Raw genomic sequence first — 15,865 nt, 5'->3', positions numbered from 1 at the left:
CTGATCGCTACTCGGTGCGACAGCAGGCCGACCGCTCGTCTCCGTGGATCCGTTGACCGAATCGACCATAATTTTGCGGCCTGAACACACACAGATACCGGTCGTCCTGCTAGGTTGACCGGGAACGTGACCGCGTCGATGTATTGGAGTGCCGCGATGAAGTTTGCTGTCCCTGGTGTTGCGAGCGCGGTCGGCGGCGCCGTACTCGGTGTGATCAGTGTCCTCGCCATCACCACGGCACTCCAGCAGAACACGCGACCGGAGATCGATCGCGGCGACAAACAGGACTCCTCGCTGCTGAACAACGTTGAGTACGGGTCCCGCTGAGACCCTATCCCCTGCCGGTTCGCTCGGGTCTTCCGCGACGCTGAAGCAGCGCGACAATGCGCCGCTAGGGCAGCGCGACAGTGCGCCGCTGGGACGACGGTGGTTCGCCGCCACCGTCGTCGCGGCGTTTCTGCTGACCTTCGCGCAAGCGCCCGGGCTAACGGTCGCTGATACGAAATACGACCTGGCGCAGAATCCGTTCGGCTTTCTGGCCCGTGCGAGTCATCTGTGGAGTAGCCAGGCGCCGATGGGTCAGGTGCAGAACCAGGCCTACGGATACTTCTTCCCGCACGGCGCGTTCTTCGCGGCCGGACAGGCGCTGGGAGTACCCGCCTGGGTGACCCAGCGCCTCTGGTGGGCGCTGCTGCTGCTGGCCGGGTTCTGGGGAATCGTCCGGCTCTGCGAGACCCTCGGTATCGGTACTCGCGGGTCACGCGTCATCGCCGCGATCGCGTTCGCGCTCTCGCCGCGGGTCCTGACCACACTCGGTTCGATCTCCTCGGAAACGCTGCCGATGATGCTGGCCCCGTGGGTGCTGCTCGCGCCTGCCGCGCTCGGTGTCGCCCGGCGCGACCGATCGCGCCGCAGCAGAGCCGCATCACCCGCGGGTAGTGCGCTGGCATTGGCCCTGATGGGCGCGGTCAACGCGGTAGCGACGGCGGCCGCCTTCCTGCCCGCATTGCTGTGGTGGGCGTCCTACCGGCCGAACCGGCGCTGGTGGCGCTTCACCGCGGCGTGGATTCCGCTGCTTGTGCTCGCGACGTTCTGGTGGGTGGTGCCGCTGCTGCTGCTCGGCGCGGTAAGCCCGCCGTTCCTCGACTACATCGAGTCCGCCGGGGTGACCACCCGATGGGCCGCGCTCGGTGAGGTACTGCGCGGCACCAGTAGCTGGACCCCGTTCATCTCACCGGAACGCATCGCGGGCGCGGTATTGGTGGCCCAGCCAACGGCAGTACTCGCGACCGGGCTGGTCGCCGCGGCGGGTATGGCGGGCCTGGCACTGCGATCCATGCCGTATCGCGGCAGGCTCACCCTGATCCTGTGTGTCGGGATCGTCGGTATCTGTGTCGGGTTCGCGGGTGAGCTCGGCGGGCCGTTCGCTGAGCCGGTGCGCCTGTTCCTGGATTCCGGTGGCGCCCCGCTGCGCAATGTGCACAAACTGGAGCCGCTGATCCGCATCCCGCTCGTGCTCGGGTTGGCCCAGCTGCTTGCCAGAGTTCCGCTGCCGAGCTCAGTGCCTTTTCCGGTGTGGCGACGCGCGTTCGCCCATCCGGAGCGCAACCGCCCGGTCGCGCTCGCCATGCTGATCCTCACCGCCCTCGCCCTGTCCACCGCATTGGCCTGGACCGGCAAGCTGGCACCGCGCGGCGCCTACGATCAGGTGCCGCAGTACTGGCAGCACACCGCGGACTGGCTACGCGACAACGCCGCCGATACCCGTGCCCTTGTGGTGCCTGGCGCCCCGTTCGGCAGTCAGGTCTGGGGCCTGACTCGCGATGAACCACTGCAAGCGCTGGCCGATACCCCATGGGCGGTCCGCGACGCAGTACCGCTGAATCCGCCAGGCACCATCCGCGCGATGGATTCGCTGCAACGGCTGATCGCCGATGGCAGGCCCTCGACCGGGCTGGCCCCGACACTCGCCGCACAGGGCATCGGTGTGGTGGTGTTGCGCAATGACCTCGACCCGGAAACCTCCCGCTCGACGCGACCGATGCTGGCGCATCAGACACTCGACAACTCACCCGGTCTGACCAAGGTCGCCGAGTTCGGCGATCCGATCGCCCCGGCAGTGCTCGCCGCCGGTCTGGTGGCCGACAGCGACCTTCGCCCGGCGTACCCAGCGATCGAGATCTATCGGGTGGATGTACCAGGACCGGGGACAGCCGCCGAAGTACGCGGCGGCACCGGCGCCCCGGATACCTTCCCCGGTGCCTACACCGTGCCGCTGGCCGATGTCCCTGTGGTACAGGGCGGCCCCGAAGTACTGGAACGGCTGCACCGGGAGGCGGACACCGGCGCAACCCCGACCATGCTCGCCGCCGACGCGATCCGCGCCGGGCTGCCCATCGGCCCGGTGCTCGTCACCGATACCCCGATGGATCGCGAGACCGACTTCGGCCGGGTGGACAATCACAATTCGGCACTGCGGGCGCCGAGCGACCCGCGCCGCACCTACAACCTGATACCCGACTATCCGGTGCCGGACGCCGAGCTGGTGCGCGGTGAGTGGTCGGGGGCGACGATCACCGCCTCCAGTTCGGCCGCGGACGCCACCCAGCTCGGCGGTACGGCACCTGGCAATTCGACCGCTGCCGCTGTAGACGGTGATCCGACAACTGCCTGGCTCAGCAATGGCACCGAATCCGCACTGGGACAGTGGCTTCGACTCGATCTGGATCGCCCGGTCAAGGCCGGGCAGCTGAGCCTGACCACCAGTTCGGCCATCATCGGCGCCCCGGTCACGTGGATCGAGGTGCGCACCGCGAACGGCACCACCTCGACCAAGGTCGGCGAACCAGGCACGCCGGTCTCGGTTTCGCTGCCACCCGGCACAACCGACTGGCTGACCATCACCGCTATCCGGACCGAGAACGGTTCCCGGGTAAGCCAATTCGGCATCAGTGAGCTCACCCTCGACGATTACTCCGAGCGCGAAGCGCCGGTTCGCGTCGATATCCGGCATCGGACGGTGCTGCCGCCGCCCCCGCCGGGCGCGCAGGTACTCGGATGGGATCTCGGTCAGGAATTTCCCGGGCGCAGTGCCTGTTTCGACGCGCCCGATCGGGTCCGGTGCAGCAAGGGGCTCCGGCTGGAGCCGGAAGAACCGGGAACGTTCCAGCGCACACTCACGGCCGCGGCACCGATATCGGTCACTCCCGAGCTCACCGTCCGCGCCGAACCTGGCCCGGCGCTGGAGACACTGCTCACCGACCGCAGCCGCCCGGCAGCCCGAGGCGAGGCCGATGTCGCCGACCCGCGCGGGAGCGCTTTCGCCGCGACCGATGGCGACCCGCGTACGAGCTGGATCGCCCCGGAGCACTCCGTGCACAATCCGACCGGCGGCAGACCGACCCTGACGATCGAACTACCCCAACCGGCCCTGGTGACCGGTCTGGAACTCACCGCATCGCGCGGCGACCTACCCGCGGCGCCTGCCACGGTCGCGGTAGATCTCGGCACCGGCCCGCAAGTACGCGAACTGGACGACGACCAACCCGGTAGCCGGACGCGGATCTCCTTGCACCCCACCGTCACCGATCGAATCGAACTCAGCATCCAGACTTGGCGGGCGGTACTGGACAAAACCGCGCTCGGCTTCGTACAGACCCAACCGGCAGGCTTGGCGGAAGTAAAGGTTCTCGGACCTGACTACCCCGAAGCCGCACTCGCGGAGCGCGAGATCACGGTGCCGTGCGCACTGGGACCGACGATCGAGGCAGGCGGCCGGACCCTACGTACCACCATCACCGCTACCGCCGAAGAGTTACGTTCCGGCGCACCGGTTCCGGCGCGGCTGTGCACCGACGCCTCGGCCGGAACACCGGATGAGTTCGCGCTCCAGCAAGGTCGCAACGATGTGGCGGTCGAGCCGACCGAGCTGTTCTTCGTGGACCGGCTGCGCTTGCACCGCACCACGACGGAGGCAGGCACGCCACACCAGCCGGATACCGGCGCCCGCCTGCTCGCCTTGCCGATGAGCACCAACATCGGCTGGCATGCCACAGCCGCGGATGGGCGCACACTCCAGCCGGTGGTGGTCGATGGCTGGCAGCAAGCGTGGTTACTACCGGCCGACGCCACCGGACCGGTTACGATCTCGTTCCCGGTCGACCGCTGGTACCGCCTCGGCATCTTCGGCGGGCTGCTGCTGCTCATCCCGCTCGCCGCCCTCGCCATCCACGCCGGTTACCGACGCACCGGCCGCAAGGCCGCCGTAGCCGAGCCCGGGCACCTCGCACCGGATTCACCCACCGGATCGGCACCGGGCACCTGGGGACGGCGCCTGTTCGGTATCGCCGGGCTCATCGGTGCGACCACGCTGATCGCGGGCCCCATCGGTGCGGTCATGACGGTGACCGGGTTGGTCGCGCTGCGTGTCGTGCCACGCCGCGCGCCACACGCCCTCGTCGTGGTAGCCGGTGTCGGCGCGACGCTGTCCGCGGCGGTCTTGTCCACCGGCCCCTGGCGCTCGCCCGAGGGTTACTTGGGTGGATCGTTACTGGTGCAATTACCCGCGCTGGCCGCGATCGTCGCGGTGGGAATCGCCGCGCTGCCGCGGCGGGAGGATGGCACCTGATCCCGTGCGCGGGCCCAGCGCCGCACCGGGTCCTCGATCAGCGCGTAGCTGGCCGCGGCGACCGGAAGGGTGATGGCGATCGTCAGCACGAGGACATAACCGAAGTCGCCGTGGAAAGGCACGATCCCGAATACGGGGAACACGATCGACAGCACCGCGAGATGCCAGATGAAGATTCCGTAGGACCAGCGCCCGAACATCGCGGCGACCGGCGATTCCAGCCATCGGTGCGCGCGCGTCGCAGGCTCGCGCAGCACCAGCGGTGCGAGCAGCGTGAACCCGATGATCGTACCGAACCCTACCTTGAATACGTACTGCCATGGCTCGGCCCGAGTCAGCCCGGCCGGTCCCGCCAGATCGGTCGCCGACAGCGCGAAAGCGAGCAGCGCGACGCTCCACATCACTCGCTGATTCGCCGCGATTTTCCACCACGGCGATAGCCGAACGCTATAGCAACCGAGCTCGGCGAGCACCATGCCCGCCAAAAACCACGGCAGATAGCCGGGCAGCCAATTGTCCGCATGGATACCCTCCGGTGTCGGCACCGGAAGGAGGTTCCAGCCCAGACCGAGCAGCGCCGTGGTCAGCAGAATCGGCACTCGCATACGGGCCACGGGACCACGCAACCGAACCAGCGTCAAGGCCAGCAACGGCAGCACCAGATAGAAGGCGACTTCGACCGAAAGACTCCACATCTGGGTCAGCCCATCGGTCAGGGTGAGTGGAATGAACACCTGCAACAAGGCCAGGTTCGACACCCATACCTGAGGCCCCGCCGTCCGGGCCGCACCGGGCAGCAACACCAGCACCACGCACACCACAACCCAATACGCGGGCAAGATGCGCGCGGCGCGATGCCGCAGGTAATAGCCGACTGTGGGGGCGCTTCCGAGTCCACGCGCGGCCGCCGCGTGTGGACGCCAGAGCAAGAACCCCGACAGCGCGAAGAACACCGCGACCGTCATATCGAACCGCCCCCACACCCGGCCGAGAATCGGTGTGTTCACCGCCCCGGTCTGGAAGGCGACATGGGTCAGAAGCACCCCGAGCGCGGCCATCCCCCGCATACCTTCCAACGCGGGCAGAAAGGTGCGTGAACGCACGCTGCGGGGCGCTGCGGTGCGCGGAATCGTGGTCATCGAACTCCAGTCTGCCGTGCCTATGCGCAGTCGATGACCCGGCTTTTCGAATTTTAGGGCAGAATCGGCCGATTTCTCGGCCATTTCTGGCCTCGACGCCGCATGGTACGACATCGGACTGTTAGTGTCTGGGCTCACGAGTGCCGCGGCCCGCCCGCAGTACTCGTCGGAGCAACATGTGTTCTTACGACGAGGAGAGTTTGTATGGCACTGAGTGCCGGTACCAGAAGGACGGTGGCCTGTGCGCTCGTGGCTCTCGGCGCGCTGCTGATCACCGCCGCGCTGATGATCCCGACCTACACCATCGACAAAATGGCGAAGACTCCCCTCGATCTGGAGATCACCACAATCGCGTACAACCAGCCCGGCGAAGAGAGCCTCTTGCTCGATTCCAGGTCCCTGACTTCGCCGGAGGGCCCGGCCAAGGTCGATTCCGATGTGCCGATGGTCTCGCAGCGTTATGTCACCGTCGAGGACCCTGCCGATGCCGACAAAATGACAGTGCAGGTAGGCCAGACGCTGCGCCGCGAGGGCGTGCCGGAGAACATCGGCCTGTTGAGCGCGCTCATCGACCGGGTGACCATCAGCCGTAAGACCGGTATGCCGGTCGACGAGGACCCCAACGGCTCCGTCGCGGCCACCGTGAACAGGGAGGGCCAGAGCGTCGCCGAGTCCTTCAAGCGTGAAGGACTGCAATACCGGTTCCCGATCGGCACCGAGAAGAAGTCCTACCCGTACTTCGATCTCACCGTGCGCGAAACCTACGACGCGAACTTCATCGAAGAGACCGAGATCAACAACCTGAAGGTCTATCACTTCCAGATGTCGGTGCCGCCGACCAGCGTGTACGATGCGGTTCCTTCGCCGAGCAACCGGATAACCCTGCCTGCCGCCAAGTGGGGCGTCGACGAGCGCGACGATACTCCGGTGACCATGACCAGGTACTACACCAATACCCGTGATCTGTGGGTCGAGCCGGAGACCGGTGCGGTGATCAAGGGCGGCGAGCAGCTGCACATGTACTTCTCGCGTACCCCGGACAAGGCCGAAGTCACCGCGCTGAAAACGCACCTGGTGTTCGACGAGGGCACCATCGAATCGCAGATCGATACCGTCAAGCCCTATGTCGACATGCTGTCGCTGTACGGCCGGGTCGTACCGATCGGCCTCGGCATCCTCGGCGTGATCGCGCTGATCGGCGGGGCATTCCTCGGCCTGCGCGGCGATGGCCCCGCCCCGACGCCCGCGCGGCGCGGTGGCAGCCCGAACCGGCCACCGAGCGGATCGACTCCAGCCGCCGCCGCGCCACCGCGTGGCACGGTCAACCGCGGCGACGATGACGCGCCCACCGAACAGATCCGCATCAACAAACAGCCCTGAGCTGATCGAGATCGCTGATCAGCACGGCTGACCGAAGGCACTGACTCCGGCTCCCCCGCCGCCATGGCTGGGGAGCCGGAGTCGTCTCGGCGGCAGCCACGCCGGACCGGAATCAGCTGATCGGGTGCAGTGGCACGGGAGGTGCCGTGCGGTCGGCCGTGCGCACTACGAGGACGGCGACCAGAACAGTGGTACTGACCGCGACCGATACCGCCGTGGTGATCAGGGACGGGATCGAGCGGGCCGCCAGCAACATCAGCGTGACTTCGACCGCCAACCCAAGCCAGATGACCACGGCGAGCGATGTGCGGTCGACGGCGATGGCCGAGAGCACCGCGCCTTGCAATACAGCCAGTACCGCACCGTGCAGCGCGAACAACCACAACAAACCCTCGATGGGGGCATAGTCCTCGCCCGCGAACAGCACGGCCAGTGGAGCAGCGCAGGCCGCGCCGAGCACCGCGACGAGCCCGATCCCGCTGAGCACCGCTACCGCCGCTCGAATCGCACCCGCCGAATGGGTCGGCTGCGCCATCCTCGGATACAGCACCACACCAACCGCCTGCGGCAACCAGAACGCGATCTTGGCGGCGATGGTGCCGAGCGCGTAGCGACTGGCATCCGCCTCCGTCAGCACGATCCGGACCACGATCAGATCCGCGGACGACAGCGCCATCAACGCTGCCTGCACTTGAGCGGCCCGCAGCACCGGCAGCACGCCCGTGACCCGAACTGCCTGCCGCTCGGGCCCGGGGCGGTCCGCCGCCTCGGGCGAACCAGTGATCATCCTGGTCAACAGCGCCGCCGCCGCGATGCCGCAGGCCGCGGCCGATAACGCGAGCGTCGCACCGCCCCCGAGCGCAAGAACTCCGAGGGCAGGCGTCACTCGCACGGTCCCTGCCGCGCCGAGCGCGACACCCAGTGCCCGAAATCGTTTACTGCCCTGAAGAATGCCCTGCTCGCCGGATAACAGCACCAGCAAAGGCGCCGCACCGAGCGCCGCCGCGGTAGCGGCCGGATCGACGTTCAGCATGCGCGACACCGGCAGCACCAACACCGCGGCTACCGCGGCCACGATCACCGCGCACCGCCACTGCGTCCCGCGCAGTGCCGCCACCCCCGCACCGCGAACCCATTCCCTTGCCACCACGTTCTGCAATGCCAGCGCAGGCACCGCGCACAGCAGCTGTATCGCGAGCAGGCTGGCGAACTCGCTGTAGCCTGCGACCCCAAGCCACCGTCCGGCCAGTAACTGCAATAGATAACCGGCCACGTTGGCGGTCATCGCTCCTGCCGTCACCCACGTCAGGTCCGCCACTCCAAGCAATCGACGGACAGCAGGCACGCCGCTCATCGTCGCACCCCGCCATACCCTGGCGGACATCGACCACCGGAATACGGGCACCGCCCGGCCGATCCAGGCACCGGAACGACGCGAACGCGGCACCAAGCGCACCGTGCGCCGAACCGGTCCCGCTCCCACCGCGATGCTCCGGACACCGCTCGGCTCTCCTACGGCGGCGCTCGGGACGTACAGTGCACAGGCGTGAACGCGAGCAGTAGAGAACGAGTGATCGTCGCGGGCGCCAGTGCGGCCGGAGCCCTGCTCGTGACCGGTCCGCTGCTGCGGCCGGGATATCTGCTGCTGCGGGATGCGGTGAGCACGCCGCGCAGCTATCCGACCGACTCGGCGCTCGGGCTCGGCGACGCGGCGCCGCGGGCGGTGCCGCAGGATGCCTTGCTCGCGCTGGGGTCGACGATCGTGGATGGCGGGCTGCTGGTCAAGACGATCCTGGTGCTCGCACTGTGGGCCGCGGCGTACGGGGCCGCGGTACTCGCACGCGAGTTGCTGCGCGCGCCGATCGGGGCGCAATTGGTCGCCGCCACGGTCGCGCTGTGGAACCCGTATGTGGCCGAACGCCTGTTGCAGGGGCATTGGAGCCTGCTGGCAGGCTATGCCGCCCTGCCGTGGACGGTACTGGCCGCTTATCGAGTCCGCTCGGCCGCCGCGACCGAGCCATCAGGAGGCGGTCGCAAGTTATCGGCCTGGGCGATGCTGGCGACGGCGCTCGCCGCGGCCGGGCTCACGCCGACCGGCGCGCTGCTCGCGGGCTGCACCGCCCTCGCCCTGGTCCGCCTGCGGCAACTACCCGCGGCAGTGGCCCTCTGGTGTATCGCTTCGGCGCCGTGGCTGGCCGCGACCGCACTGTCGGGCGCGGCAGTCGAGCCCTCCGATCCGGCGGGGATCGCGGCCTTCGCCGCGCGGGCCGAACCCGGCCTCGGCACCCTCGGCAGCCTGGCCGGGCTCGGCGGGATCTGGAATGCCGCGGCCGTACCGGATTCCCGAACCACCCTGCTCGCCGTGGTCGGCACCCTGCTGTTGCTGGTGATCGTCGCACTGGGGATACCAGCCGTCGCCTCCGGCACTGCGGCCACGGACAACCGCCACGTCCGCCGGATAGTGCTCCTGCTCGCCGCGGTGGCGATCCTGTTTCCCGCCCTCGGCGCTACGCCGTGGGGTATGCACGCACTGGAGTGGCTGGTCACCTGGGTTCCAGGTACCGGCCTGCTGCGCGATACCCAGAAGTACGTGGCCTTGGCCATGCCCGCCTACGCACTGTGCGCCGCGGCCGCCTGCGCCGGACCCGGCAGACGGCTCGTCGGCGTGACCACCCGCCATCCCGTATCGGTACACCCGGCAGTGACGTCGACAGTCGCGGCATTGTTCATCGCGTTACTGGTATTACCGCTGTACGACCTGGCGTGGGGGGTCGGCGGAACCATGCGCGCGGTGCACTACCCGAGCGGGTGGCAGCGAGTCGCCGAACAGGTGGACGACTCCGGTGATATCGCGGTCTTACCGGGCGGGATGTTCCGCAAGTTCCGCTTCAGCGGCCCTGCGCCGGTACTCGACCCGGCACCACGCATGCTCCCCGATGATGTGCTGCAGACCGGTGAACTGCCGGTGCGCGGCCATACCGTCGCCGGTGAGGGGACTCGTGCCAGAGAGGTGGAAAATCTGCTGCTGCGTGGTGGTCCGGCCACGGATCTGGCCGACCTCGGTGTCGGCTGGGTACTGGTCGAACGAACCACCCCCGGTCCGCTCGGCGACTCGGCGCAAACCCTGGCCCAGCTCGAACTCACCTACCGGGATACCGACCTCGCGCTGTATCGCGTGCCCGGTGATATCGCGCAGCGCGGGTCTACTACGGCACAACGTTCGATCGTCTACGCCGCGCATCTGCTCTGGGGCGCCACTCTCCTCGCAGGCCCGCTCGTCTTGCTCGGCACCCGCGTACTGTCGCGCACCAGACCACGGCGGTGAGACCACCACGACAGCTAGGCGATGCCCTGATACGACAGCACAGCCAGGCGCGAAGGCTCGACGCCACCGGGATGCGCGGTTACCCGATACCAGCGGGCGGCAGGTGGCTCAGCCGACCGGCCGTGGTGCGATCAAGCCCTCGGTGTGCTCACCGCGCGCGATGGCGGCCAGCACCTCGTAGACCCCGTTTCCGGTCTGCTCCCAGGAGAATTCGCGGGCACGGGTCCTGGCCTTCTCGCCCATGAACGCGCGCCCGGCCGGATCCTCCAGCACATCGCCGAGTGCATCGGACAGCTGGGCGACATCATCGACCAGCACACCGGTCACCCCATCGACGATGGAGTCGGTGAGCCCGCGCGAACTCCGGTAACCGATGGTCGGCACCCCGTGTTGCGCGGCCTCGATCACCGCGAGTCCCCATCCCTCTTTCCGGGAAGGAAGCACATGCACCCAGGCTCGGGCGAGCAGTTCGTGTTTACGGCGTTCGTCCACATGGCCGTGAAAGGTGACCGCCTCGGCGATGCCGAGTTCATGGGCGGTGGCCTTCAGATTGTCCGCCCACCAGCCACCACCGATCACGTCGAGGCGCAGCTGTGGAATGCGCGCGCGCAGCCGGGCTACGGCGGCCAGCGCGTCCTCGATCTGCTTATGCGGCACCAGCCGGGAGAGCACCACCACCGTCGGCGCCTCGGCACGTGTTCCCACGGCGCCGGTCGGCGCGCCGACTGGAACAGGTTCGGCGCCGTTACGGACCACCGCGATGCGCTCACGGTCCACACCGAGCGCCGCCAGTTCCTCGGCCGAAGGCAGTGAAACAGTCAGGTACTGATTGTCCCGATGTACGCGGGGCGACAGCCTGGACTCGATCCACCAGCCGATCCGGCCGACCAGCCGACCGGCCACCGGCCACTGCTCACGATGGCCGTGATGCACGAGCAGCACCGACGGCGCCTTGGTGGCCACTGTGGCGAAGAAGGGGATGCCGTTCTGGGTGTCGATCACCGCGTCGGGGCATATGTCCCGGAGCGGGCCGATACCGATCCGGCCTAGTAGCAGGGCGATGAGCGCACGGGGGTACACGGTGTAACGGCCGCCCGCCCTGCTGACCTCGATACCGCCGATCCGCTCCCGCCGCGGCGCCCCCGGATAGCGCGCGGTGCGCAGGGTGACCTTGACCCCCCGTTCCGCGAGGTGCGCGCCGACTTGTTCCAGATAACGCTCACTGCCACCGCCCTGCGGATGCCCGGTGTCACGCCAGCACAGCAGGAGGACTTCGCGCACGGTGGAGCTCTCTCGGTCGGTGAGGTATCCCGGTAGGGACGGTCGGATGACGCGGTACACCCTAACCCGAGTACCCGCCTGATATACCGATCATCGGAGTTATGCCACACTCGGCGCCGTGCTCGAAGCCGAAACGAAGCTCAGATACCGCAGCGCGCCGCGGTTCGCCCGCCGGGCGACCCTACGCCGATCACTGCGGCTGCTCGGCAGCTTCCGGTTCGAACAGACCGATCCCGCGCTGTTCTACGGCGGTCTGGCCGCCGACAGTGCGGCGATGATCGCCGACTTCTACACCGAGCTCACCGGCCGGTCACTGGACGGCGCGACGCTTCTCGATGTCGGCGGCGGGCCGGGCTACTTCGCGGACGAGTTCAGCCGGGCCGGGGCGCGCTATATCCCGGTGGAGCCGGACCCATCGGAAATGCACGCGGCGGGGCTATCGGTAGCCGGTACGGTCCGTGGCTCCGGAATGGCCTTGCCGTTCCGCGACGACGCGGTCGACATCTGCTTCTCCTCGAACGTCGCCGAGCATGTCGCACAACCGTGGGTGATGGCCGACGAGATGGTGCGGGTGACCAGACCTGGCGGATTGATCGTGCTCTCCTACACCGTGTGGCACGGCCCGTTCGGCGGACACGAGACCGGACCATGGCACTACCTCGGTGGTGAGTACGCCGCGCGCCGCTTCCGCCGCAAGCACGGCAGGGAACCGAAGAATCGGTTCGGCACGTCACTGTTCGCGGTACGCGCCGCGGACGGAATGCGCTGGGCGGCGGACACTCCAGCCGAGGTGCATACGATCTTCCCGCGCTACCACCCGCGCTGGGCCTGGTGGCTGGTACGGGTACCGCTGGTACGGGAGTTACTCGTAAGCAATCTGGTCGTCGTGGCTACCAAGAATTAGCCGGACTCGAGTTCCCGCCACCCGGCTCAATGCTCCAACCACCCGCGGCGCCAGCTCCGCTTACCGCACGGCGCGTGCACCGGCTCGCTCCACGGCGATTCCCGCATGGCGAGCCCGACAGTCTCCAATGTGGTCAGACCGACCAAATCGGCTAGTGCCCCTACCGCGGCGACTGCCTCGGCGGCCTGGATAGCCGCAGTGGCCTGCTCTATGGTCAGGGTGCGGCCGGGTAGAAAAGAGACTACCCAGCCGCCACTGCCTACGGACTTCGCCTGATGCTCGGTCTGATCACTTGTCATCAGCGACCGGCCGATCACTTGCACCGCCATGACTCGGACTCCCCAGTTTGCGGAATCGGTTCGGAAATGGAGCGAGCAGATATGTCGATACAGCATCCCCTTTCCAGCAACAGAACGCAATAGTGCGTTCTGCGAAAAGCGAACCGGGAGGTCGGAATTCATATCGGGACACGCCGAGACACACGGCGACACCCACCACAGAACCTGCCATGAAACCGAAACAGGTTGCAGACAAGGGGGGCGCAAAACTGTAACGTGTTCTCATGCACTACGACAGCTTGTTCATCGGCGGCCGCTGGACCGCGCCAGCCACCGCCGAGCGCGTCCAAGTCATCTCACCGGCCACCGCAGAACCGGTGGGCAGCGTCCCCGCAGTGAGCCGGGCCGACGTCGACGCCGCGGTCGCCGCGGCAAGGCATGCTTTCGACCACGGGCCATGGCCGGCCACACCGCCGCGGGAGCGTGCCGCGGTGCTCACCCGTGCCGCCCGGCTCATCGAACAACGCTCCCCCGAGCTGCTCGCCGCGCTGACCGCCGAGGTCGGCGCCCCGCAGATGTTCGCGATGACGCTGAACCAGATCCCGGCCGTCGCGGCACTGGACACCTATGCGGGGCTCGTCGACACCTTCCCCTGGCAGGAGACCCGTGTCGGCGTCTTCGGCACCAGCCGGGTCACCCGCGAACCACGCGGCGTTGTCGCGGCGATCACCGCGTGGAACGTCCCGCTGTTCCTCGCGGCCAATAAACTCGCACCCGCCCTGCTGGCCGGCTGCACCGTGGTGCTGAAACCCGCGCCGCTGACCCCGATCACCGCCAATATCCTCGCCGATATCTTCACCGAGGCCGGACTGCCGGAAGGCGTGCTCTCGGTGCTGCCCGCCGAACCCGATGCCGCCGAGTACCTCGTTTCACATCCCGGCGTGGACAAACTGACCTTCACCGGAAGCACCGCGGTCGGCAAGAAGATCGGCGCGATCGCCACCGGGCAGCTCAAAAGCGTCTCACTCGAGCTCGGCGGCAAGTCGGCGGCAATCCTGTTGCCCGATATGGACATCGCGAGCATCCCGACCCTCGCGTTCTCCGGCCTGATGAACAGCGGGCAGGGCTGTGTGGCGCAAACCCGCATCCTCGCCCCGCGCAGCCGGTACGACGAAATCCTCGACGCACTGGTCGAACACGTGAAGACGATGAAGGTCGGCGATCCGAACGACCCGGAAGTACAACTGGGCCCGCTGATCTCCGAACACCAGCGCGACCGGGTCGAGAGCTATATCGCCAAAGGCAAAGCCGAAGGCGCGCGGCTGGCACTCGGCGGCGGCAGGCCTGCGGGTCTGGACCGTGGCTGGTATGTCGAGCCGACCATCTTCGCCGATGTGGACAATAAATCCACCATCGCCCAAGAGGAGATCTTCGGCCCGGTGCTGTCGGTCATCCCGTACGAGACCGAGGACGAAGCCGTTGCCATCGCCAACGACTCGGTCTACGGCCTCGCGGGCTCGGTATGGACCACCGATATCGAACACGGCGCCGAGATCGCGGCGCGGGTGCGCACCGGCACCTACGCGATCAACTGGTACGCCTTCGACCCGAGTTCGCCTTTCGGCGGCTACAAGGCCTCCGGGCTCGGCCGGGAGAACGGGCCAGAGGGTCTCGACTCGTTCTGCGAGCAGAAAGCCCTGCTCATGCCGCTCGGCTGGACCGAATGATCAGTCGGTCGGCATGACCGCCCGAAGAATGGGCCCGCGGCCACCGCTCTGCCGGGGTGGCGCCTCGACGATCTCGAGGCGCCACCCCGGCGGCAGCACCGCGCGCAGCTGCCCGGCGACCCGGCGCAGCGGAGTGCTCACGGTCGCGAATCCGGGTCCGGCGACCATCGGGTCGGCCGCAAGGGCAGCCGGGTCGATAGATGTCCCCGTCTCCACATCGGTCATATTTCAACCACCTCTCGCGCGTCGATCTCGCCGGACGCCGCGGGCATCGCGGAATCCGGCGTCGATAGGGAAGTAGTTCGGTAGGTCAGTTATCCGTCGGCTATCAGACTGGTGCGACGGGGAAGGGAGTGCAGGTCAAGCATAGTTTACGAGCATATGAAGCTTACCGGAGGCAGTACCCGCCCAGATTCTCGGCAAACCCACTAATGCGGACAAATCTCGCGTACCGGTATTCGGCGCGCGCTGTATCGAGTCCCAGGAATGCCGACAGCCGGTCTCCAGACCGCTGCCCGCCAAGAATTTCCGCTCTACCGCCGCTTCCCTCTTCGCCGTATCACCGGCAGAAAACCCGGTGCGGCCCCGGGCGGGTATCGGGCAGACTTGCCGGGTGCAGGCACTCAGTATCACCGAGTTGATCGACGACATTGCCCGTGGTGAGCAAGCGGAATACTTCCCGTTCTGGGGGCATCAGCCACGCAAGGACGACACACTCGGGGCAAGCTGCCTGAGCCAGTGGTGGCCTGCGGAGTTCACTGTGGAAGGTTCGACCTTCCGAACAGCCGAACACTTTATGATGTGGCGAAAGGCGATGTTGTTCGAAGACCTCGCGACCGCGGAAAAAGTGCTGGCGGCCGAACACCCCAAAGAAGCCAAATCCTTGGGCCGTCAGATCAGCGGATTCGACGAAAAGATCTGGGAGACAAACCGATACCAGGTAGTGGTTAGCGGAAACATCGCGAAATTCGGTCAACACGAAGACCTTCGCCGTTTCCTTCTGCATACCGGTGATCAAGTACTCGTCGAAGCCATTCCAGTAGACCGGATCTGGGGCATCGGCCTGGCCATCGGGGATCCACGTGTCGAGGATCCGGCCCAGTAGGAGGGACTGAACCTGCTCGGCTTCGCGCTGATGGAGGTACGCGCGGCACTACGATCCGCACCACCGGCCACAGCGACCTGAAACGCAGCCGGATTCCTC

Annotated in this window: 12 protein-coding genes; 7 read left to right on the top strand and 5 right to left on the bottom strand. The window is 67.3% G+C overall.

All coding sequences use genetic code 11. From position 1 onward, the window contains the following. Positions 1-156 precede the first annotated feature (156 nt). Positions 157-327, top strand: coding sequence for a DUF2613 domain-containing protein (locus ACL02S_RS05460; protein WP_412801187.1), 171 nt, complete (start codon positions 157-159; stop codon positions 325-327). Between the two features lie 40 nt (positions 328-367). Next, on the top strand, positions 368-4,627 hold the full coding sequence (locus ACL02S_RS05455) for an alpha-(1->3)-arabinofuranosyltransferase domain-containing protein (protein WP_412801621.1): 4,260 nt from the start codon (positions 368-370) through the stop codon (positions 4,625-4,627). Here the strand turns inward: ACL02S_RS05455 and ACL02S_RS05450 are convergent. After that, positions 4,531-5,766: an acyltransferase family protein gene (locus ACL02S_RS05450; protein WP_412801186.1), complete on the bottom strand. Its 1,236-nt coding sequence runs from the start codon at positions 5,764-5,766 to the stop codon at positions 4,531-4,533. The two genes, ACL02S_RS05455 and ACL02S_RS05450, sit on opposite strands and share 97 nt — an antisense overlap. 204 nt (positions 5,767-5,970) lie before the next feature. On the opposite strand from ACL02S_RS05450, the gene pgfA reads away from it, so the two are divergent. After that, positions 5,971-7,146, top strand: coding sequence for a cell envelope lipid trafficking protein PgfA (gene pgfA / locus ACL02S_RS05445; RefSeq protein WP_412801185.1), 1,176 nt, complete (start codon positions 5,971-5,973; stop codon positions 7,144-7,146). A gap of 112 nt (positions 7,147-7,258) precedes the next feature. Here pgfA and ACL02S_RS05440 read toward each other — a convergent pair whose 3' ends face one another. Then, the gene (locus ACL02S_RS05440) at positions 7,259-8,500 is read right to left on the bottom strand and encodes a polysaccharide biosynthesis protein (RefSeq protein ID WP_412801620.1); all 1,242 of its coding nucleotides are present in this window, start codon (positions 8,498-8,500) and stop codon (positions 7,259-7,261) included. A gap of 192 nt (positions 8,501-8,692) precedes the next feature. Between ACL02S_RS05440 and ACL02S_RS05435 the strand changes: the two genes are divergently transcribed. Further along, positions 8,693-10,471, top strand: a complete 1,779-nt coding sequence (locus tag ACL02S_RS05435) for an MmpA family trehalose lipid delivery protein (protein WP_412801184.1) — start codon at positions 8,693-8,695, stop codon at positions 10,469-10,471. 108 nt (positions 10,472-10,579) lie between these two features. Here ACL02S_RS05435 and ACL02S_RS05430 read toward each other — a convergent pair whose 3' ends face one another. Then, the gene (locus ACL02S_RS05430) at positions 10,580-11,752 is read right to left on the bottom strand and encodes a glycosyltransferase family 4 protein (RefSeq protein ID WP_412801183.1); all 1,173 of its coding nucleotides are present in this window, start codon (positions 11,750-11,752) and stop codon (positions 10,580-10,582) included. Between the two features lie 118 nt (positions 11,753-11,870). Between ACL02S_RS05430 and ACL02S_RS05425 the strand changes: the two genes are divergently transcribed. Continuing rightward, positions 11,871-12,656 carry a class I SAM-dependent methyltransferase gene (locus ACL02S_RS05425; protein WP_412801182.1) on the top strand — a complete coding sequence of 262 codons (786 nt, stop codon included), beginning with the start codon at positions 11,871-11,873 and terminating at the stop codon, positions 12,654-12,656. Between the two features lie 26 nt (positions 12,657-12,682). Here ACL02S_RS05425 and ACL02S_RS05420 read toward each other — a convergent pair whose 3' ends face one another. Beyond that, on the bottom strand, positions 12,683-12,985 hold the full coding sequence (locus tag ACL02S_RS05420; protein WP_412801181.1) for a hypothetical protein: 303 nt from the start codon (positions 12,983-12,985) through the stop codon (positions 12,683-12,685). A 233-nt stretch (positions 12,986-13,218) separates the two neighbouring features. Between ACL02S_RS05420 and ACL02S_RS05415 the strand changes: the two genes are divergently transcribed. Beyond that, positions 13,219-14,661 (top strand): aldehyde dehydrogenase, encoded by a 1,443-nt coding sequence (locus tag ACL02S_RS05415; protein WP_412801180.1) that lies wholly within the window; start codon positions 13,219-13,221, stop codon positions 14,659-14,661. Here ACL02S_RS05415 and ACL02S_RS05410 read toward each other — a convergent pair whose 3' ends face one another. After that, positions 14,662-14,886, bottom strand: a complete 225-nt coding sequence (locus ACL02S_RS05410; RefSeq protein ID WP_412801179.1) for a hypothetical protein — start codon at positions 14,884-14,886, stop codon at positions 14,662-14,664. Positions 14,887-15,274: 388 nt separating this feature from the next. On the opposite strand from ACL02S_RS05410, the gene ybiA reads away from it, so the two are divergent. Next, the gene (gene ybiA, locus ACL02S_RS05405) at positions 15,275-15,766 is read left to right on the top strand and encodes a riboflavin biosynthesis intermediates N-glycosidase (RefSeq protein WP_412801178.1); all 492 of its coding nucleotides are present in this window, start codon (positions 15,275-15,277) and stop codon (positions 15,764-15,766) included. Positions 15,767-15,865 lie beyond the last annotated feature (99 nt).

This window comes from Nocardia spongicola (assembly GCF_047200775.1).
Taxonomy (GTDB): domain Bacteria; phylum Actinomycetota; class Actinomycetes; order Mycobacteriales; family Mycobacteriaceae; genus Nocardia.
The sequence above is the reverse complement of the archived record's forward strand: the minus strand, read 5'-3'. Positions and strand labels throughout refer to the sequence as shown.